15 protein-coding genes are annotated in these 20,732 nt (G+C 43.5%); 4 read left to right on the forward strand and 11 right to left on the reverse strand.

The genetic code is table 11. The features are described from left to right. Positions 1–3: 3 nt before the first annotated feature. Entirely contained in the window at positions 4–1,092 is a 1,089-nt protein-coding gene (locus tag ACXAGK_RS04550) for an efflux RND transporter periplasmic adaptor subunit (RefSeq protein WP_474854389.1), read from the reverse strand. A 225-nt stretch (positions 1,093–1,317) separates the two neighbouring features. On the opposite strand from ACXAGK_RS04550, the gene ACXAGK_RS04555 reads away from it, so the two are divergent. Together ACXAGK_RS04555 and ACXAGK_RS04560 are read left to right on the forward strand one after the other, a co-directional pair. Continuing rightward, positions 1,318–1,932 (forward strand): TetR/AcrR family transcriptional regulator, encoded by a 615-nt coding sequence (locus tag ACXAGK_RS04555; RefSeq protein WP_474835146.1) that lies wholly within the window; start codon positions 1,318–1,320, stop codon positions 1,930–1,932. Between the two features lie 759 nt (positions 1,933–2,691). Then, entirely contained in the window at positions 2,692–4,767 is a 2,076-nt protein-coding gene (locus ACXAGK_RS04560; protein ID WP_474854391.1) for a TonB-dependent receptor, read from the forward strand. A gap of 207 nt (positions 4,768–4,974) precedes the next feature. Here ACXAGK_RS04560 and ACXAGK_RS04565 read toward each other — a convergent pair whose 3' ends face one another. The 7 genes from ACXAGK_RS04565 to ACXAGK_RS04595 form a co-directional block, all read right to left on the reverse strand. After that, on the reverse strand, positions 4,975–5,463 hold the full coding sequence (locus ACXAGK_RS04565; RefSeq protein WP_474854393.1) for an N-acetyltransferase family protein: 489 nt from the start codon (positions 5,461–5,463) through the stop codon (positions 4,975–4,977). Positions 5,464–5,596: 133 nt separating this feature from the next. Continuing rightward, positions 5,597–8,776 (reverse strand): efflux RND transporter permease subunit, encoded by a 3,180-nt coding sequence (locus tag ACXAGK_RS04570; RefSeq protein WP_474854395.1) that lies wholly within the window; start codon positions 8,774–8,776, stop codon positions 5,597–5,599. Between the two features lie 9 nt (positions 8,777–8,785). Beyond that, positions 8,786–9,934 carry an efflux RND transporter periplasmic adaptor subunit gene (locus tag ACXAGK_RS04575; RefSeq protein ID WP_474854397.1) on the reverse strand — a complete coding sequence of 383 codons (1,149 nt, stop codon included), beginning with the start codon at positions 9,932–9,934 and terminating at the stop codon, positions 8,786–8,788. Between the two features lie 119 nt (positions 9,935–10,053). Continuing rightward, positions 10,054–11,187, reverse strand: coding sequence for a GGDEF domain-containing protein (locus ACXAGK_RS04580; protein WP_474854399.1), 1,134 nt, complete (start codon positions 11,185–11,187; stop codon positions 10,054–10,056). Between the two features lie 2 nt (positions 11,188–11,189). Further along, complete coding sequence (locus tag ACXAGK_RS04585) at positions 11,190–11,801, reverse strand: PqiC family protein (protein WP_474854401.1); 612 nt, start codon at positions 11,799–11,801, stop codon at positions 11,190–11,192. A 240-nt stretch (positions 11,802–12,041) separates the two neighbouring features. Further along, complete coding sequence (gene pqiB / locus ACXAGK_RS04590) at positions 12,042–13,694, reverse strand: intermembrane transport protein PqiB (RefSeq protein ID WP_474854403.1); 1,653 nt, start codon at positions 13,692–13,694, stop codon at positions 12,042–12,044. After that, positions 13,691–14,833, reverse strand: coding sequence for a paraquat-inducible protein A (locus ACXAGK_RS04595; protein WP_474854405.1), 1,143 nt, complete (start codon positions 14,831–14,833; stop codon positions 13,691–13,693). The genes pqiB and ACXAGK_RS04595 overlap by 4 nt, the downstream gene beginning before the upstream one ends. Positions 14,834–14,998: 165 nt before the next feature. Here ACXAGK_RS04595 and ACXAGK_RS04600 point away from each other — a divergent pair, with 165 nt between their 5' ends. Beyond that, complete coding sequence (locus ACXAGK_RS04600; RefSeq protein ID WP_474854407.1) at positions 14,999–16,012, forward strand: hypothetical protein; 1,014 nt, start codon at positions 14,999–15,001, stop codon at positions 16,010–16,012. Between the two features lie 107 nt (positions 16,013–16,119). On the opposite strand, the gene ACXAGK_RS04605 is transcribed toward ACXAGK_RS04600, so the two are convergent. After that, a complete protein-coding gene (locus tag ACXAGK_RS04605; protein WP_474854409.1) occupies positions 16,120–16,791 on the reverse strand; it encodes a fibrobacter succinogenes major paralogous domain-containing protein in 672 nt (223 codons plus the stop codon). Between the two features lie 70 nt (positions 16,792–16,861). After that, positions 16,862–17,812, reverse strand: a complete 951-nt coding sequence (locus ACXAGK_RS04610) for an SDR family oxidoreductase (RefSeq protein ID WP_474854410.1) — start codon at positions 17,810–17,812, stop codon at positions 16,862–16,864. Positions 17,813–18,053: 241 nt separating this feature from the next. On the opposite strand from ACXAGK_RS04610, the gene ACXAGK_RS04615 reads away from it, so the two are divergent. Then, complete coding sequence (locus ACXAGK_RS04615) at positions 18,054–18,953, forward strand: AraC family transcriptional regulator (RefSeq protein ID WP_474854412.1); 900 nt, start codon at positions 18,054–18,056, stop codon at positions 18,951–18,953. A gap of 133 nt (positions 18,954–19,086) precedes the next feature. On the opposite strand, the gene asnS is transcribed toward ACXAGK_RS04615, so the two are convergent. After that, the gene (gene asnS / locus ACXAGK_RS04620; protein WP_334057913.1) at positions 19,087–20,484 is read right to left on the reverse strand and encodes an asparagine--tRNA ligase; all 1,398 of its coding nucleotides are present in this window, start codon (positions 20,482–20,484) and stop codon (positions 19,087–19,089) included. Positions 20,485–20,732 lie beyond the last annotated feature (248 nt).

Here is a 20,732-nt window from a genome sequence, read left to right on the forward strand (position 1 = left end):
AAATTACTTCTCTCCTTGGTAAGGAAGCACTTTCATGTCTGCACGCATTTGTGTTGCTCCAGCAGCAACCACTTGCTGGCCAAGAGTGATTTCACCTTGGCTTTTACCTTCGATAATTGCTAGTTCATTTTCAATATGCTTTACGTCAACAGGTGTTTTTGTCACCGAACTCGTTTCGTCGTTATACACCCAAACTGCAAAGCCTGAGTTTTCGTCACCAACAAGGGATTTTACTGGCACAACAAAGCCTTCAGGATACATGCTTCCTTGCAAACTTACTTTAACCACAGCGCGGGCGCCGGGTGTAAGCGGGAGTTCTTCACGAGGCTCCATAGCAAATACCACTTCATAGGTTTGCGAAACGGGGTCGGGTTGCGTGGAGTGCTCTACGTAATTCACTGGATACCACTGACTGCGATTGGTGGCTAACGTGGCGCTTGCCTGTTTGATACCACGGCCAATATTAGCGGTGAGCAAACGCTCGGGTACATTAATGTTGAAGTAAATCTTAGATACGTCTTGCAGGCGAGCAATGGGGGTGCCTGCAGCAACAAAGCTGTTGTTTTCAACAAGGCGTTGAGACACTTTGGCATCAAAAGGGGCATAAAGTTGTGTGTAGCTTAAGTCCTGCTCAGCATTTTTTAGGTCAATAACCGCCAGTTCGTATGATGTTTTAGCGGTATCTAGAGCGCTTTGCGCGAGCAATTTTTGTGCGAACATCTTTTCAATTCTATCTAGTTCACGTTTTGCTTGATCTAAACGTGTCTTCGACTCTTCAACACGACGCTCAAACGGTTTACGGTCGATAGTGGCCAGTAACTTTCCTTTCTCAATGTCGCTACCTGTCACCAAATCAGTTTGAATAAGGCGACCAGACACTTCAAAGCTTAAATCTACAGTCTTAACCGCAGAAACAACGGCAGGGAAGGTGAATTCGTCAAAGTCGGGAATGCTGCTTACCGTAGCAAGCTTCACGTAGCGAGGAGTTGCGCTAGATTGTTGTTCAGCGGGCTCTTCTTGAGAACATGCAGTCAGGGTTGAAACCGATAAAACGCTTAAAAATAGAATGTGAGAAAATCGCATTATGGACATAGGTGTGTGTAATCCATTGTCAGGGTGAATAAAGTATAGACATGAGAACGTTAAGTAATAATGCTTCAGCACAAGAGCGAATAAGCAGTTATTACCTAAAGTAAACTGGTGAGTGCATTTTAGTGCGGTCGCATTGAAAAGTAAACTGTTCAGTGTAAAATGCAAACTAAGCGAGTTCGCGAAATGACGGGCAAAGCATAGGGGATTTATTTTGAGACTTTCAACATGGTAGGCAATACAAGAACGCGTAGTGATATAAAACGCGAAGCCATCATTCAGGCGGCTACACAGGCGTTCCAAGAGTTTGGCGTTAACGGCACCAGTATGGATAAGCTGGCTGAATTGGCGAACGTGTCAAAGCGCACAGTGTATAATCATTTTTCTACTAAAGAAGAATTGGTGATGCACTTGGTTACCAAGCAATTTGAAGACGCTAAACTAAGTATAACGGTGGAATACGACTCGTCTCGTGATTTATCCGAACAGCTATGTGAGTTAATTCTTCAAGACATTGAATTTACCGTTACTGAAGAACATTTAGATATTGCAAGGGTCGCAATAGGGCACTTTTTTTATGATCCTGACAAGCTGAAAGACGAAGTTGCTCAATTAAAAGCGCAAGAGACAGCATTGCATCGCTGGTTAAAAGCCGCGAAAGCAGATAATAAAATTGAGTTTGATGACCTAAGTCGAGTTGTTGATGAAATTGAGAGCCTTGTAAAAGGTCAGTGCTTTTGGCCGCAGCTTTTTAAAATTGAAGATACCCTGAGCGGTAATGACAAAAAAAATGTAGCGAAGAATACAGTCGCGCTAATCCTAAGCCGTTATGCTACGGCATAGCGGCTAGTTTCTATTTTAAACTAAGTAAAACTAGCTCGGGCTCTGAATACGAACTTAATACATTACCCGAGTGTGTCTCCAATCTATTACCTACACATTTTAATATCTGTACAACAGACTTCCGTTACAGCGTAATACTCAATCAGACCGTACCTCAAAAGCGTCATATCACTATCCTTTTACGTGCGCAGTATCCCATTATTTCAACGCCCCCTTTAAATGGCGTCATCAGTACATCAGGCTCGAGAGATTTTATGTCAGTCATTTAGTTGGCTAGATAAACAACTTTGAATAAGCGTTAGAAGGACAACCTATTTTTGTAACACAGCAGCAGCTCTTAGATTTAAATACTGGAAGGTAGTGAAGCTCAAATAGCAGCTAAAAATGCCGAACCGTAAACTACACGAAGCGGGCTTTTAACATTTCTCCTAATTAACTTTTTCTTAAACATTTTGAGACAAAAAACGATAATTTTTAGTTCTTGTGTTCGAAAAGTGTACTGGTAGACGTTTTTTTAAACTAAGGATTAAGAAAATTTATAAAGAGTTTTTAAATTTTGATGTATTTGCTCTCGTCATTTTGACATTTTTTCTATATTATCCAGACCACAAATAGCAACTATTATTATTTGCAATTGCAAAACGAATGAAAAGTTAAGCGGTTTGGAAATGCTAGCGACTTAAAAAAGTATTGCCGAATAATAAGGTTCTTGGTTGCCAACAAACACACAACACTTTGAAGAACACTTGGAGAGTAATTTTGAAATTCAAACTTACGAGTATTGCCACTGCGATAATGTTAAGCCCAGCAGTACTTGCTGCTGATATGGAAGACATTGAAAGGCTGACGGTAGAAGGTAAATACCTTTCGGTTAACCAGTCTAACTCTATCAAGAGCCCTACGCCTATCATCGACGTACCGCAAAGCTTGTCAATTATAACCGCTGAAGAAATTACGGCTCGCGGTATTACAAGCGTTGGTCAAATTATTGATTACACGCCAGGTGTTAATACTTCTCAAGGTGAAGGTCACCGTGATGCAGTGGTATTTCGTGGCGTACGTTCAACAGCCGACTTCTACCTAGATGGTAATCGCGACGACGTTCAATACTATCGTGCGCTTTACAACGTTGAGCAGGTAGAAATCCTTCGTGGACCGAATGCGTTGCTATTCGGCCGAGGCGGTACTGGCGGTATTTTAAACCGTGTATCTAAAAAGGCGAAAACGGGCGAAAAATTCGTAAACTATAACGTTTCTGCTAACACCTTTGGTGCTTACAACCTTCAATTAGACACAAACGTTGATACAGGTGACAAGTCGGCGCTTCGTATCAATGCTATGTACGAAAGCTTAGATAACCATCGTGACTTCTACTACGGCGACCGCTATGGCTTTAACCCAACGGCACGCTTTGAAGTGAGCGACGATACTATTGTTGATGTGTCATACGAATACATCGATCACGAACGCTTCATTGACCGTGGTGTGCCAACGGCAAACGGCGAACCTGTAGAAGCATTTGAAGAAATCGTATTTGGCGACCCGGAAAATAACTACCAAACGCTTGGTGCCGACGTATTTCGTGCAAACGTTGAACACAGTTTCTCTGACAACCTAAAAGGTAACTTCAACGCCTTTTACGGTGACTACGATAAAGTTTACTCAAACTTTTACGCAGCGGCATACGACGCCGACACTGAACTAGTAACCCTTGATGGTTATGTAGATACTACGCAGCGTGAAAACCTTATCTTGTCTTCAAACTTAGTAGGCGAGTTCGCTACGGGCAGCATTGAGCATACGGTTATCTTTGGTGGTGAGGTTATTAATACCAAGTCGAATCAAGACCGTTATAACCCTGTTTTTGATTCTACAGATGGCGATAGAGAAGCGTTTAATGTATCTCGCCCACTTAGTTTCAGAGGCCTAACGGGTACTAACTCAGTTGGCGAAACAGTGACTGCTACTTTTAATGATGTAAACGACGATACGCACGTTGACCTTGACGTTTACTCATTCTACGTGCAAGACGAAATTGCACTATCAGAAAATTTCGACCTAGTACTAGGCGCGCGTTTTGATAGTTTCGATATTGAGGTGTTTAACGTTAAAGCAGCTGAAACGCGCAGCAGAAAAGACGAAGAAGTATCGCCGCGAGCGGGCCTTGTTTACAAGCCTCAAGAGAATATCTCAATTTATGCGAGCTACAGCGAGTCGTTTCTACCACGCAGTGGCGAGCAGTATGCGAATATCAACGGTGATGCAGACGCACTTGACCCAGATACTTTCACTAACCAAGAAATTGGTATTAAGTGGGACTTTAGTGACAGTATGAGCTTTACGGCTGCTATCTTTGAAAATGAGCAAACGTCACTTGATAACGACCCTAACGATGCAGAGAGCTTCGTGGAAGTTGATTCAGATGTATCTGGTTTTGAGCTTCAGCTTCAAGGCTATATCACTGACAAGTGGTACGTTACTGCTAACTACAGCAACCTGGACGGCGAAAATGCAAGCGGTGTGGAGCTTCGTGAGCTACCTGAAAACACCATGTCGGTATGGACAACTTATGAAGTGAATGAAGTATTTGGCTTCGGCATTGGCGCAACATACCAAGACGAAAGCAAGGTATCGACAAGTGCTACGTCTCCTGTACTGCCAAGCTATACCCGTGTTGATGCATCGGCGTACTACACACTTAGCGACAAGACACGTCTTCAGCTAAACGTAGAAAACTTAACTGATACGCTTTACTTCCCTAATGCACATTCTACGCATCAGGTTACAGTTGGCGCACCAATCAACGCGCGTTTATCTTTGATTGGTTCTTTCTAAGTAAAACGGAAAGATTATCCATAAAATTTAAAAGCCATTCGTGAAAGCGAATGGCTTTTTTATTTTGCAGAAAAGTTGTTCCAAGCGCCCTTGGTGTTATAAACGTATTTGCAGCTAATACTGTTGTACCTTCATACTGACTAAGTCAGCAAGTCAGCAAGTCAGCAAGTCAGCAAGTCAGCAAGTCAGCAAGTCAGCAAGTCCGCGTTAAGCCTGTTTTGCGAAGTCGATAAGTGTCTGTCCATCCATGCGATAGCCTAGCCATTCACTCTTTGGTTTAGCGCCAAGGGACTCATAAAAATCGATAGCAGGCTTATTCCAATCTAAAACACTCCACTCAAAACGGCCGCAGTCGTTTTCTACCGCTGTTTTTGCTAAATGTTGCAGCAGCGCTTTACCCGCACCTAAGCCTCGAGATTTCGGCGAAACATAAAGGTCTTCAAGATAAAGCCCGTTACGCCCCTGCCACGTTGAGTAGTTAAAGAAGTAAACGGCAAAGCCAATAGGGGCATCGTTATTCTCGCAAATAACACAGTGGGCGGTAGCACCTTCGCCAAATAGTGTTTTTAGAAGCGCCTCTTCAGAGGCCTCTACTTCATGCTCAGCTTTCTCATAAATGGCTAGTTCCAAGATGAACTGGCGAATTTGTGAAATATCGCTAGGCGTTGCTGGTCTTATTGAAATTGCATTGTTCATAGTGTTTTCCTTTCAATAGGCTTGAAAAAAAATGAGCCTCGAAGGCTCATTTTTAAAAGTTGAGTGCGTTTCTAACACTAACTAGTGAACGGCTATATAGTGAAGCATCTACTAGTCGGTTGTTAGTTAACTGCTAGTCAAGTGGGCCAGCAGGCTGAGGTGTATGCGCTTGATTCGCGCTATTACTTTCGACTTCGCTACTAGACTTTCTACGTAATACTTTTCTTTTTATGAACGAGAAAGGACCACGCAAATCTAGCAGTATCAAGTACAAACAAGGTACTAGTATGAGTGTTACCAAAGTAGCATAAAGCACTGCAAAGCCAAGCGCAGCCGCCATAGGTACCACAAACGCCGCCTGTAGGCTGGTTTCAAACATAATTGGCAATACGCCCACAAACGTCGTGATTGAGGTTAACGTAATTGCCCTAAAGCGCGCGGTACCGGCCTCAGTTACAGCTTCTTTTATACTGTAGCCTTGTGCACGGCGCTGATTCACAAAATCCGTCATAACCAGCGAGTCGTTGATAACAACCCCAGCTGCTGCAATAAGGCCAAAGTTAGACATCATAGATAGGTCTAGGCCTAGTACAAAGTGGCCGAACACTGCACCTGTAAAGCTAAATGGAATAACCGACATAATGATAAGCGGTTGCCCATAACTTTTTAGCGGAACAGCAAGAAGGATATACACCATGATCATGGCCGCTAAGAAGAAGAGTATTTGCTCGTTTTGTTGCGCCTGCTGCTCTTCAATATCACCGCCAAGCTCAGTCATGACCGATGGGAACGACTCTTTAAGCTGAGGGAGTAGCTTGTCTTGAATTTCAGTAACGACCTCATTAGGTTCAACTTTTTCTTCATCAATGTTGCCCCAGATATAAACACTGCGGTAACCACCTTCTCGGCGAATGTAGCTAATACCTGGCTTCTCTTCTAATGCAACCACATCACCAAGCATCACTTCTTGGCCGTTAGGGGTTTTGATTAAAGAGTACTTCAAGTCAGCAAAGCGTTCGCGGGTAAGTTCAGGGTAGCGAACCATAACCCTAACTTCTTCACCGTTGCGAATAACTCGCTGTGCTTCTCCACCGTAAAAGCCTGCACCAACCTGCGAGGCGATATTAGAAAGAGTAAGTCCTAAATCGTAGGCAACCGGTAGCAAGGTCATTTGTACTTCTTTGCTTGGTGGGTCGATAGTTGAACTTACATCAAACAAGCCTTCTTGCTGCTGCAGCATTTCAATGAACTTAAGGCCAGCCGCGTTTAAGGTGTTAATGTCTGGGCCAAATAGTAGATATCCGAATTCACCGTCGTCACCATCACCGTTTACATCATCAACCACAGTAAACGACTTCATTCCGGAAATTTCGGGAATGGCTTCGCGCCAGCGTCGAGCAAGCTCGAAAGTGTCGATAGGGCGGTCTTCTTCATTAACCAGTGGCGTAAGAATGCGCCCTTCATTGCTGTCTTCGTTAAAGGCGAGCCGATCGCGAATCATACCTTGCCTAAACTCATCAATGATTTGTTCTTCAACATCTAGAATGGTTTGCTCAACAATTTTAAGTGCATTGATGGTTGCAAGATCAGAGACGTTTTCATTCATCTCTATTTTTACGCTAGGGAAGTCGTGTGGCACTTTAGGGTTTGGCACCATGCGCACATAGTTCGCGCCAATCAGGCCCATGCTCAACATTAGCATAGCCACGAACATCATAAGTACTGCCCAGCGCCACTCAATCGCTTTTGTAACTGTACGCTTGTATGGACCATTCACGAATGCAAAGAAGCCTCTGTTAAAGCGTGCACGCCAGCTATCTTGTCTTACAGGTGAGAATTTTGTGTGAGCTAAATGCGCGGGCAAGATGAGTTTTGACTCAATTAAACTAAATACCAAACACAAAATAACTACTACAGCGATGTTATAGAAAAATGCACCTTCAGGGCCGCTGCTTAGTGTAAATGGAGCAAATACCGCAATCGTAGTTAACACGCCAAAGGTAGCTGGGGTAGCCACGCGTTTAGCGCCGCGAACCACGTTATCTACGCCGCCGCCCTTGCTTTCAATTTCGGTGTAAGCACTTTCCCCAATAACAATGGCGTCGTCAACCACAATGCCCAGCACCATGATGAACGCAAAGAGCGAAAGAATATTAATACTTACGCCGAAAACTGGCATAAGCATCATTGCACCTAAGAAACACACCGGTAGGCCGACCATAACCCATAGCGCCAAACGAAAGCGCAAGAAAAGGGTGAGCATAAACGCGACGAGTACAGACCCTTGAACAAGGTTTGACAGCATCATGTCTAAACGCGCGTTAAGGTAGTAGGTCATATCTACTAAAACTTCTAGGCTGACGCCCTGAGGAAGGGTCTCATTTCTCTGGTCGATATAGGCTTTTACAGTCTCAGCTACAGGAATAGTGTTTTGGGTTTTAGTAGCTTTTACGGCAATATAAATGGCGTTCATGCCGTTGTACTTAAAGTAGCGTTCGCCTTCGACAAACCCGTCATTAATATAGGCAACATCACCTAGGGTAACTTTAGCGCCACCTGAGCCAATTTTAATGGGGATTTGTTTGAACTCGTCACCGCTGTAGTATTGATTTTCAACGCGAACCGAGACTATCCCTGAATTAGTTCTTAGCTGGCCTGCAGAGATATTCGCTGAATAACTATTAATAGCCTGCGTCACATCGGCAATAGTTAAGCCGTACTTTCTTAGCGTATCGGGCTTTATTTCGATAGCAATTTCATCATCGGGTGTATTGGCTTCCACCAAAGATATAGAGCCAAGTTGAAGTAGTTCATCTTCGACTTCTTTTGCCAGCACTTTAAGCTCGGACAGCGGTAAGTCGCCAACAATGGGCATTTCAATAACTTGCTGCTGGAACTCTACTTGCGAAACGTTTACTGGCTCCATGCCAGCTGGAAAGGTTGCAATGCTGTCTACGCGAAGTTTGACCTTGTCTAAAACGTCAGTCAGTTCAGCTTTAGTATCAATTTCTAAGGTGACTGCGCCGCCACCACGAAATGCTCTAGATACAGTACGCTTGATTTCAGTGATGTCTTTCACCGCTTCTTCTACTTTGATGAAGATACTTTCTTCAATTTCTTGTGGAGAAGCGCCAGGGTAGTTGGCTTCAACGGTAATGTAGTTAATCTCGATGTTAGGAAACATCTGACGCTGAATAGTAAAGTAGCTGGCTATACCCATGACAATAATGAAGAACATCAAAAGGTTGGCTGCTACTGAGTTTCTTGCAAACCAAGAAATAATGCCGCTTTGCGTATCGTTATGATTTTCCATGACAGCTCCTTAATTAGCTTGTGCTGTCACGATTTCAGCTGTGGTCTCAATAACCTTCACAGGCATCCCGTTTTGCGGGTATTCAGGCAAACTCATTACTACCTTTTTTGCATTGAAGTCACCCTGAATGAGGAAGTCGCCATTTTCTTCACGGACAACCTCAACCTTATGAGATTTCAATCGGTCTTCATCGTCAAGGGTCCACAGCAGGCGATTGGTTACCAATTCCTGTGGTACACGGTATACGTCACTTAACGTTTTACCTTCAAAAGCTATCGTACTGTACGAACCAAATTTAACGATAGGTTTAGATGAGTTAATTGCATAGGGGTCTTCAATGCGTGCCACGAAATAACTCATGCGCGTGGTGTTGTCTACAACGCCGGTATCTCGGTGGATGATGCCTTTTACCGTAGCGCCCTGAATGTCATCGACTTCGATGGCAATTTCACTTCCTATTGTACTATCTGAAAGAAAAACGCGGTCGAACCCGGCAATAGGGAAAGTGACTTCGGCATACTCTATATTATTAAGAATAGCGACAGGTGAACCCTGAGTCACATAGTCACCTGTGCTGATGTCTCTTGAGACAATAAGGGCATCGTATGGGGCTTTTACTTTACAGTTATTTAAATCGCGCTTTGCTATTTTTAGTTGGGCTTCTGCAGATTTAAGCGCTGCCTTTGCGCTCATTACTTGTGGCTTGCGAAGGTACAAATCGGTAACCCGCGCATTAGGCATCGTTTTCGCTTCCTTTGCAGCCACATCTGCTTGCGCTTCTTCTTGAATCAACTGAGCTTGTGCACTAGCTAAGTTTGCTTCTGCCAATAGAAGTGCAGCTTCATATGCATCAGCTTCTATTTCAAAAAGGACTTCACCACGTCGTATTAGACCGCCGCTTACAAATTTCGGGTTCCAACTCTCAACCTCCCCAGATACTTGCGCAGCAAGGTTTGTGGTTTCAAGGGGCATGATTTCGCCGTAGGAAGTGAGTTGTACGCGCACATCCTCTGGCGATAACGCTTCAATAGTGACGTTAGGGCGAGTATCAACTTCCTCTGTTATAGCGCTGTCGGAAGCAGAAGCTTCGATTCCTTTCATACCTAAATAGCCTACTAGTAAGACACCAATAGGTAATGCAATTTTCATCCATTTCATGGCTAAATCTACTTTTATAGCGAATACTTTACATAGTGTAGCGCTAAAGTGTTTCAGGAATACAGCGCAAATGTAACGAAACATGAGTCAATTTTGTGTAAAGGACACAAAATTATTGATTACTGTACTTTTAAAGAGGATGAGCCAGATAGAGGTGACGAGCTTATAAATGAAGAGGCGCATACACGATTGCGCCCATTATCTTTTGCGAAATAGAGCGCTTTATCTGCACGGCGTATAGCACTTGAAACATCGGTATCAGCGCTGACCTCACTCACGCCAAAGCTACTCGTTACATGTATTTTTTTACCATTTATATCTAATGGGGCTTTACTGAGTAATTCTTTAATACTTTCTAATGCCTGCACCGCACCTGCCTCATCGGTATCGGCAAAGATAAACATAAATTCTTCACCTCCCCATCGTGCGAGAATATCTTGCCCGCGAAGCCGAGAGCTAAATAACTTAGCGATTTGCCTAAGCACCTCGTCACCTTTTTCGTGACCGAGGGTATCGTTTATACTTTTAAATCTATCTACATCGGCAATGGCAACAGAGAAGGGACGTTTACTGCGCAGCATTCTTGCGTATTCTCTGTCTAAACACTGTTGAGCACCGCGCCGATTTAGCAAATTTGTTAAATGGTCGTGTTTCGCTTGTCTCTCAAATTGTTCACTGAGATAGAGTGCGGTATCGTAACTTTTCTGTCTACTATATTCGTAAAAAGCAGATAGAAAAGAGACAGTTAGAAAAGAGTAGAGTAGGCGAGTTTTAAACGCATAGGTGTAGTTGGCAACGAAGGCTGCATCGTTAAATCCGAACAGAAAGATTGCGCACGTAATTGTAAAGGCGATAAGAGCCATTAGACCGCGAACAAAACCAGCGAAAAACATAGTAACAGGTGGAACCAGGTACATCCAAAGTGGGCCTGTGTTGTCCTTGCCCCCAGTGATGATCAAAAGCAGCGTTAGCACCATCAAACAGCTAATTAGTAGTGTAATGGACCATGTGCGAGCGCGAGGTGAAGAAAAGCGTACTTGTAACTGCTGCGAGATGGCAAAAACAACACTCGCAATATAAAGAGTTGTAGATAGTGAATATTCTGCGTCGATAAGGGCGCGAGTACCCAGCAAAAACGTAATAGACATACCAACGGCGGCAAACAGGTTAACCACAATAATGCGCCTGTTAGTTTCGTCTTTTTGGTGGCTTTTTACGCCACTGAATACGTATTGCTTTAACCGACTGAGCATAATTAGCTTTGTTGGTTAATCGTTATGTTAATATCTTGAGCCAGCTTTTTAATCGCTGACCTCATGGCTTTTATGCTAGATGCAAAGCCATCATTGCTAAGCGGAGCCTTGAACCTAAATGAGTGGATACTGGCTTCTTCTGAAGCGCGCGTAATTGCGTATTGTCCAGAAAGTATTACTTCACCTTCATATGTACTGACAAAGTCATTGAGATATAAAGATAAGTGCGGTGTTTCTTCACTTGCATAATGGTCGGGGCGAACAAGCGCTACATTACTCGAACCTAGAGCACTAGCGAGCGCTTTAGTCAGTCCTTCATCTACAGGCTCAGCCCATAAGTGGCTCGTAGAAATGTGAAGATTAGTGTCACTTGTTTGATACACCAATCCTCTATGCTTTAGATACTCTGGCAATGTTACTTTATCTAAAACGATACTTTGTTTCGCCTCGCGGTCTAAAACAGACTCAACGTTCGTTGAGTGGAGTAGGTAATAAGTCAGCGCGTTAGGGGCGCTACTGCATGCAGATAAAAAAGAAAACAATACAGCTAAAATTATGATTTTTATTGTTTTGTTCTCCTTATTGAAAGAAAAAGTCTTAACCTGCATTATCATATAATTTAATCCTTTCATCCCTGTCTACGGGTACGCTACCTTAAGTATCGGGTAAGTTTTGCAATCTTTCCAAAAACAAAGTTTAAGGTATATGCCCAATTAGTCGAATTGAGGCATACCTCATCTGTTTACAAACTTATACACCTTTATTCGTTTACATTCATTTGTATCCATTTTTTGCGCCAAAATGAATAATTTACGTACAGTAATTTTTATTGAAAAGAATTTTAAATAGCTACTTCATTTTTTTGCCTTGGGCTGAATATCTGCCTCAATATCCTTGGAAAATATTAAGCTGTTCGGAGACTGATTTAATTTCAAAAGCAAAGGCTGAATATTACGCATGGTTTCTTGCAAGGCATCAACGGTTTCTTTAATTTCAGATTGATTAAAGCCACCCTCACTGTAATTCTTCAGTAGGCTATCAAGGCTCACAAGAACCTGATTAAGGTTACTGTTGAGCGCTTTTGCATCAATGTCAGCGATAAGTAAATCGAAGTCATCACTTGCTGTTTCTACTGATTCTGCCGCCAGACGCATATCTTCAACGGCCAACTGTACGTTCTCAACCATTTCTTTAAGGGGGAGCTGATTTATTTTATCTAGGATCGCATCAGCTTTTTGCGTTAACTGAGTAAACTCGTTACTTACGGTAGGAATTACCTCATAACCGTTAATGACGGCGATCTCGTTGCCGGCGTCTGCGTCAGGAATATGCTGTAAATCTACGTAGAGACCACCGGTCAAAACATTGCCCATTCGAAGTGAGGCTCTAAGATCTCGGTGCAACCAGTTTCTGATGGTTTGCTTTATGGCACTCAGCCCTTCATCTGTATCAGGTTGTCGCGCTTTACCCGGGTAAATGTTGATGAGCACTGGAATAGGGTAGTCCCTTTCTAGAATGTTTCCTTCAACCGCAGGGAAGGAGTTGATTGCAGTGACGTTACCAATCTCAATGCCTCGGTATTCAACGGGCGCGCCGACGGTGAGCCCTCGTACACTTTCATCGATAAGTAACAGGTATTCAGCGGCTACTTTATAACGGGCATCTGAGGCAGAAGTACTGTCGCCGTAAATAGTGAAAAAGGCGTTGTCTAATACTTGTTCACCCTTTGGTACGCCTTCAGGAATGCCAAAGGTAATGCCATTGGCTAATAAGGTTTCTAAGCTTCCGGTTTCTACACTGACCCCATTTGATTCAAGTAGAAGCTTTACGCCACTGACGTCCCAAAAGCGGGTCGTGTTAGTAATTAGCTTGTGATAGGGCGCTTCAATGAAGGCATCGTAATACACTACACGTTCTTCAATGTTGAATGTGGCATCTTCAAACTCACCCACTTTAAAGCCCTTGTAAATGATAGGGTCGCCAGGTTTGTAGGCAAATTCGTCGTCGCTTTTTAGCATAACGTGAAGGCCAGGAGTACCGGGCGGCGTAACAGGTGGGCGCTCAAGCGCAGTGAAATGCAGTTGTTCTTTGCCTTTGTCGTCAGCGGACATGGCAATGTAACTACCAGATAAAAGGGTATTGAGCCCAGACACTTCCGAAAAACTAATACGAGGGGCTACCACCCAAAACTTCGCATTTTCGTTAAGCAGGTGGGTCGCACTTGCATCAATTCTTGCCGTAACAAGCACACCGTTTAAATCGGGTTTCAGTGTTATTTTCTTAACCTGACCAATGTCTAAGTCACGCACTTTTATTGGGGTTTTGTTTACTTCAATTCCGGTAGCTGATTGCAGTTCAATAGTGATAAGTGGGCCTTGGTTTTTCCATTGGTAATAAACCATCCAGCCACCAATAACGATAACAAGAATTGGAATAATCCAAATGCGAGAGACCGATGAAGTGGGCTTAACTTTTGCCTCGTTAATGTTGGGGTCGTTTGTGGTCATGGTAATTGTTTCCACTGCTGCCAAATAAGCCTCGAATCAAATGTCATCGCGGCTATCATTGTTACAAATACTACGGCGCAAAAGGCGAGTGCCGCTTGGCCCGGATAAATAGATATAGTGTTTCCCATTTGTATGAGAGACACCAAAACTGCTACCACAAAAACGTCTATCATCGACCAGCGACCTATCGCCTCGGTAATGCGGTAGTAACGTATACGTAATTGTTTTGAAGTGGTTTTCTCTCGCTGTACGGAAAAATTAAGCCAAGCGAGAATTAATATTTTCGCGACCGGAACAACCACACTGGCAACCAAGATGATTATCGCAACCGGATACGAGCCAGATTCCCAAAGTGAGATCACACCGCCAATAATGGTATTGGGTGTTTCTTGGCCAAAGAATTCAGTATACATAATTGGCAGAACATTAGCAGGAATATATAAAATACAAGCGGTTAACAATAATGCCCACGTGCGCTGAATACTAATTTGCGCTTGTTTTTCGCATAGCGGTTTAGGTTGAGGGGGCTGACCTTGTGACATCCATAAGGCATAACTTGTCGTGTCGAATTGATAAATACAAAGGGCAGTAAATGCCGAAAAGCCGACAAACGCATAAAACGACAGCCCTATAGATACGTCGGCTAACTCTGTAATCTTGATAAGACTTACCAAGGTGCCCACCAGAAATATTTCAGCCATGCTCCATGGCAAAAGCGCTTTAACCAGCTTATACAGCCTAGCTAAGTAAAAAGGGCGGCGGTTTTGAATTTGCGCTAATGAAAGCAATAACAGGCCAGCAAGGACCATTCCGGGTAGTAATAGCGTGGCTAAACTAGTTATTATCGCAAGAGATAAGTAATCATTTTCAATGAGCACGGTAATGCCCGTTGGCAGGTCGATACTGTGCTTTTGCCCGCTCGCTTTAAATGTCAAAAAGTTAAAGGGTAACGAGAGCAATAAAAAAATAAGCGCGCTGAAAGCATAAGCGAGTAATTTTTCGCTGGCACCGACGCGATACGAAACTAACGTGTGGCTGCAAACAGGACAAACAGCTCTTTGTCTGTGCGCTAGCGCCGGTATGTGAACCTTAGTATGGCATTGCTCACAAACTATAGATAACGTATTAGATTCAGCCATAAAGTTTTATTGCGCCACTTTTTACACACTGGATGTATGATAGAGAGCAGCCTAATGAAATAACTCGTTGTTTTTTGAATTCAACAGAATAGCGTATTGCGGCCACATCGGGAAGTAAAGTCATTCGTGCTTAGAAACATAACAACAATAATTGACGAGTAAATGATGGAAATAACAAACGAAATTCGCGGTACTTACAGAAAAGTTAAAAAACAAGGGAATCGTTTATTGCTAAAAAGGCGTATCGGCTTCTTGCGCTTTTGGGGGAGTATCACTTTTGCTCAGCGGTGCTACTTTCTGGCAACTGCAATGCTTTTATTACAGCTTTTTTTTGATGTTAAAAGTGGCTTATTTGAAACTGTCATGTTTGGCTTTGCCCTTAGTGGTATTGTTAGTGAAACTTGGCCTAGGTTTATGGCGCTTTGGAATAGTTTACCGGGTAAAGCGGTAATTTTGTTTGTCTATGCCGTTATCGCGAATTTTGCCCTCGCTTCTGCTAGCGGGTTAGTAAATAGCATAACCGGCGTTTCGGCTGGTGCGCTGCCCTACAGCCACAATTTCGCGCTCATACTTATGGTGCCAAGCTGGTTCTTTGTCACCACGTTAATGGCACTCGTTGGCGGAATGCTAGTTATCTTTATTTATCTATTTTTTCTACTACTACTCAAGCCTTTTGGTGTGCAAAAACTGTGGCATAAGCCTGGTTATCGCTATGTACTTTCTACCGCTGTAGCGCGGTTTGTTTGGACATTAGGTGTAGCGCTCCAGCTTAGTGTGTTAGCGGGGCAGGTGGGGTTACTCTCCGAGTTTAGTGCTGAAAGTACAAGCCAGCTGATCACAATCGAAAACGAGACTGAAACGTCGATTGAAAACAGTGAGGTACCACTTACTGAGGAACAAGCGGAAGATACTTCTGAGCTAGAAGAAGATTTAACTGCGCTTCTCACCGATGCTAAGCAAAAAAGTATTCGTTATAAAAAGGTACAACGCCAAGCACTAGCTAGTTTTATCTATGAATTTGAGGCAGATTCACGTTCCCGCTGTGCCCACCCTGAAGGAACGCGCGTCATCGAGCTTAATGATTACGAGATATTACAAATAGCGCAAACGCCTGAGGATGAAATTGGCTATACGTATACAGTAGAGCCCTGTCGTTCAGCTGCTATTGGGCTCGATTAAAGCGGCCCGCTTTTTTCATAGTTTGCAGGGCCATCGCAGATTTAGATCAAATGTACGAATGACTATACCTTGAAAACGCTTTTACAGTATCTGCCATGCGTATAAAGCTACTTGGCATCTCGTACACACCTAACGCTAAACATATAGTCTTTGTTAAGCTTTGCCCTTCTAATTTCGCCTTTACGTGAGTTCCACCAAGAATAGGCGAGGGTGCGGGCGTACGCCTCTTTATCAGTGGCGCTAGTACTTGTCCAAAACTCGGTGTATATACCTTGCGTGATATACCAGTTTCCCATTTTTACACCTGCTGCAGTAGCACCAAAATGGTTTTGGTTAACACGAGTTTGGTCGAACTTTTTGAATAGTGTGTCTCGCTGTTCAGCTTTAAGGGTGATAGCAATATCGTTTTCGCCTCGCCAGCCTTCTTTGGAAAGTTCACTTTCCGCTATGCCAATAGCGCGTTCCATATCCTGCCAATCTTCATCGGTCGCTATGCGCCATCCTGCAGGGCATAGCTTTCGCTCGTCATTTACGTCTTGCCAATGATAAAGCCTGCCGTAGTTAAGAAGGTTCTCTTCATCATCTTTTGGAATAAAACCTGAACCGACAGGGCTACCATCTTGAAACTGCGTAGCGCGCAAGTTTTCAGCAAACCATTCAAGCTTACCGAGCTTAACAGTTTTATAACGGTTACCTTCTGAGTCTGTAAAAGCGCCAACGATGTTGCCTGTGGCGCTAATTTTGTGTGTGGAAACCGTGTTCGCGTACGTTGATGACATTGCTAATATTCCTAATAAAAAAAGGGCGCTTTTCATTTCATTACACTCTCGACACGTCCAAACCAGTTAATCAAAATTGCCATGCAAAGCCTGTTTCTTTTTCTGAAAGCGCCCATAGTTTCGTCAATACCTGTTTATCTACTGCAAAGTCTTCTAGCTTGCATTCTCCAACAGGACCGCCAAAATTCATTAGCCCTGTTGGTCCGTAGTAGGCACGTTGTTTGAGGTTTTCTGCCGTTGCACACATCACTTCAGGGTAAGCGCCTTTTTCTGCAGACTGGGCTAGCCCAATTTTCACCATAAAAGACCAAGAGATACGGGTTAAGAAGTTAGCACTTTCTCTGATAAGGGTAGTATTCGACGCACCGGGGTGACAAACAAACACCTTCACGTTTTTATTATGTGCTTTTACTTTGTCTTGCAGTTCGTATGCAAACATCATTTGAGCAAGCTTACTTTGGCTGTATACCTTATTCGGGTTGTAATTTTTATCCCAGTTCATGTCGTCAAACTGCATGGTTCTAAGACCCATTTTGTGACCTTCACTGGCAACCACTACAATGCGCCCTTTCGATTCATTAATGTGATCAAACAACAGTCCACAAAGCAAAAAGTGCCCGTAGTGGTTAACACCTAATTGGCTTTCAAAGCCATCTTCAGTGAATTGTTGAGTCGAAATTTGTGCGATAGCGGCATTACAAATCAGCGCGTCGATAACAGGTACTTGTTCTAATATTTCTTTAGATGACTGTCGCACAGAAGCAAGGCTGCCAAGATCTAAACGGATATAGCTGACATTAGCGGTTTCACCAAACTCTTGTTTTAACTTGGCAATAGCGTCATGGGACTTGCTCGGGCTTCGGTTCAGCATGACTACTTTGGCGCCTTTCGATAGCAAAATGCGCGATGCTTCAAAGCCTGCCCCTGTATTCGCCCCAGTTATTAAAAACGTTTTGCCTTCAGTGTTTTCTATTTGTGCTGGCGTCCAGCCGTCTTTTCCAAACTGATTAGAGTTAGCCATGTTCGCTTACCTTTTAATTACTAAAAAATTATATTTGTAATATAGTAACTATGAAGTTTTAAAAGTAGGCGTAATGGTCTTTAAAAGTTGCCTATTTGTATCACTTCGTTGTTAAAGAGGTGGTTGGGTGCTAATTTAAGTAAACTTGAAAAGTTGACTTTGCCAAGGCTTTTGTGCAATGCGATATTAAAAAGTCGACAGCTTTACAAGCCAAAATTAACTGAACGATGTTAATCTAGAAATGAGTAAACTGTTAATAAAACAACTTATTGAAGACAAGGTGACGCAAAGCGGGCTGTACGACACCGGAATAGAAGGTGTTCAGCTTTTTAAAATAACAGCACCTATCGATTGCGCCCCCGTGGTTTATGAACCGTCTCTTACCGCTATTGTTTACGGCGGGAAAGAGGCCATCTTAAACGGTGAAAAACACACGTTCAGTACAAGTAAATACACCTGTTGCACTATGTCTATGCCGGTTGAAGCGGGAATTCCCGACGCTTCAGAGACGAATCCGTTACTTGGCGTTTATATCTCTTTAAACAGCAGGATGATGACTGACTTAGCAATTGAGCTTGAAAGTGTGTCAGGAAGTTTAAAAACGTCGTTAGCAGAAAGTACAGTTTCTGGCATTGCTTCAGCGCAGTGGAGCGTTGACTTTGAAGATGCCCTATATCGCTTACTTTTGCTAACTGACAGACCAACAGATATTGCCATGTTGGCGAGTAATCGGTTACGCGAAGTGTATTACGCTGTTCTAAAAGGCGAAGCGGGTGGAGCAGTGCGCCAAAGCTTTGGTGTGGGTAACGGTATTGTACGAGCTATCGAGTACTTGGCTTCTCACGTCAATGAAAGTATTACCATTGACGATATGGCAAAGAAAGTGGGTATGAGCCGGGCCGTATTTCACCGCAAGTTTAAGCAAGCCACTAATATGTCGCCTATTCAATTCGTAAAGTCTATGAGGTTGAACAACGCAGCAAAACGCATAGCAGAAGGTACAAATGTAAGTGTTGCTGCTATGGATGTTGGGTATATCAGCTCATCCCAATTTAGCCGAGATTTTAAGCGAATGTATGGCTTATCGCCAAAGCAGTGGGAAAAAGAAAACAAAGCTAAAGTCGCTATTATGTTGCAGTAGGTGTGGTTATAGTGGTGGATGTAAGGAAATAATGGCTCGAGACTGTGCTTCGCGGCTAAACTTCATGCGGAATTGATAAAAAAGCCCGCTACAGCATAGCTGCAGCGGGCTTCGAAATATAGCGAACAACTGCTTAGAAGCTAGCGTTACCCGGTGTACGCGGGAATGGGATCACGTCACGTACGTTTTGCATGCCGGTTACGTAAGCTACAAGACGTTCGAAACCTAGACCGAAACCTGAGTGAGGTACAGTGCCGTAGCGGCGTAGGTCGCGATACCATGCGTAGTCTTCCTTCGATAGTCCCATTTCATCAAGACGCGCATCGAATACATCTAAACGTTCTTCACGCTGTGAACCACCGATGATTTCACCAATACCTGGCGCTAGTACGTCCATTGCAGCAACGGTTTTGCCGTCATCGTTAATGCGCATGTAGAAGGCTTTAATGTCTTTTGGATAGTTCTGCATGATGATTGGTGCACCAACATGCTCTTCGGCAAGGTAACGTTCGTGCTCAGAAGATAAATCGATACCCCATTCAACAGGGAATTCGAATTCTTTACCGCAGTTTTGCAGAATTTCAATAGCGTCAGTGTAATCCATGCGCACGAAGTCAGAGCTAACTAGCTTTTCTAAACGCTCAACCGCATCTTTCTTGATGCGCTGGGCGAAGAATGCCATATCATCAGGTAGCTCTTCTAATACCGCTTTACACACATACTTCAGCATGTCTTCAGCAAGCTGTGCAACGTCTTTCAATTCAGCAAATGCCACTTCAGGCTCAATCATCCAGAACTCGGCAAGGTGACGAGACGTATTTGAGTTTTCTGCGCGGAACGTAGGTCCGAAGGTGTATACCTTAGACATAGCTGTACAGTAAGTTTCAACGTTAAGCTGACCCGATACGGTTAGGTAGGTTTCTTTACCGAAGAAATCTTCTGAGTAATCAACATTGCCTTTATCGTCTAGCGGAAGGTTCATCATATCAAGGGTTGATACGCGGAACATTTCACCAGCACCTTCTGTATCGCTAGCCGTTAGAATTGGCGTAGAAATCCAATAGTAACCCTTTTCGTGGAAGAAACGGTGGATAGCCTGAGACAAACAGTTACGTACACGAGTAACCGCACCAATAACATTGGTACGCGGGCGCAGGTGTGCGTATTCACGTAGGTATTCAATGCTGTGGCGCTTTGCCGCCATTGGGTAGGTATCAGGGTTTTCAACCAAACCTACAATCTCTACCTCGGTCGCATCAATTTCTAGTGATTGCCCTTGGCCTTGCGATTCTTTCACTGTACCGGTTACCGACAATGAACAACCAGCAGTAAGGCGCTGGATATCGGCGTAATTTGACAGAGAATTTAGCGCAATAACTTGTACAGGATCGAAGCAACTACCATCGTGTAGTGCAATAAATGATAACCCCGCTTTAGAGTCGCGGCGTGTTCTTACCCAACCCTTAACGGTTACCGATTCGCCAACGGCGTACTTACCTTTAAGCACGTCAACTACGGGCGCATGCGTCATGTTAATTTCTCCGTCTTACTGATCTTATGTTGTTGCTCGAATACACATCGAGCGTATCAACCTAGTGCATTAAACTATGCATGAAAAATTGCACTAAAATTTGCTTTATGGTCAATGTTTTGGATTGCTGTGCCGATAAGTCTTTAATGCCGGTAAAATGCATATTGAAGTTATGGTTAACTTCTTTATGTCATTTATGTATCGCGAATTATAGAAATAAGTATAAATAACGAGATACACCGAACGGA

It is taken from the genome of Alteromonas sp. ABM1_013 (assembly GCF_056160505.1).

Coding starts and splice junctions, on each gene's coding strand:
- pqiB (WP_474854403.1), bottom strand. CDS start 13,694: ATGACCACAAACGACCCCAACATTAACGAGGCAAAAGTTAAGCCCACT.
- ACXAGK_RS04565 (WP_474854393.1), bottom strand. CDS start 5,463: ATGAACAATGCAATTTCAATAAGACCAGCAACGCCTAGCGATATTTCA.
- ACXAGK_RS04575 (WP_474854397.1), bottom strand. CDS start 9,934: ATGAAATGGATGAAAATTGCATTACCTATTGGTGTCTTACTAGTAGGC.
- asnS (WP_334057913.1), bottom strand. CDS start 20,484: ATGACGCATGCGCCCGTAGTTGACGTGCTTAAAGGTAAGTACGCCGTT.
- ACXAGK_RS04570 (WP_474854395.1), bottom strand. CDS start 8,776: ATGGAAAATCATAACGATACGCAAAGCGGCATTATTTCTTGGTTTGCA.
- ACXAGK_RS04550 (WP_474854389.1), bottom strand. CDS start 1,092: ATGTCCATAATGCGATTTTCTCACATTCTATTTTTAAGCGTTTTATCG.
- ACXAGK_RS04555 (WP_474835146.1), top strand. CDS start 1,318: ATGGTAGGCAATACAAGAACGCGTAGTGATATAAAACGCGAAGCCATC.
- ACXAGK_RS04610 (WP_474854410.1), bottom strand. CDS start 17,812: ATGGCTAACTCTAATCAGTTTGGAAAAGACGGCTGGACGCCAGCACAA.
- ACXAGK_RS04595 (WP_474854405.1), bottom strand. CDS start 14,833: ATGGCTGAATCTAATACGTTATCTATAGTTTGTGAGCAATGCCATACT.
- ACXAGK_RS04615 (WP_474854412.1), top strand. CDS start 18,054: ATGAGTAAACTGTTAATAAAACAACTTATTGAAGACAAGGTGACGCAA.
- ACXAGK_RS04585 (WP_474854401.1), bottom strand. CDS start 11,801: ATGATAATGCAGGTTAAGACTTTTTCTTTCAATAAGGAGAACAAAACA.
- ACXAGK_RS04600 (WP_474854407.1), top strand. CDS start 14,999: ATGGAAATAACAAACGAAATTCGCGGTACTTACAGAAAAGTTAAAAAA.
- ACXAGK_RS04580 (WP_474854399.1), bottom strand. CDS start 11,187: ATGCTCAGTCGGTTAAAGCAATACGTATTCAGTGGCGTAAAAAGCCAC.
- ACXAGK_RS04605 (WP_474854409.1), bottom strand. CDS start 16,791: ATGTCATCAACGTACGCGAACACGGTTTCCACACACAAAATTAGCGCC.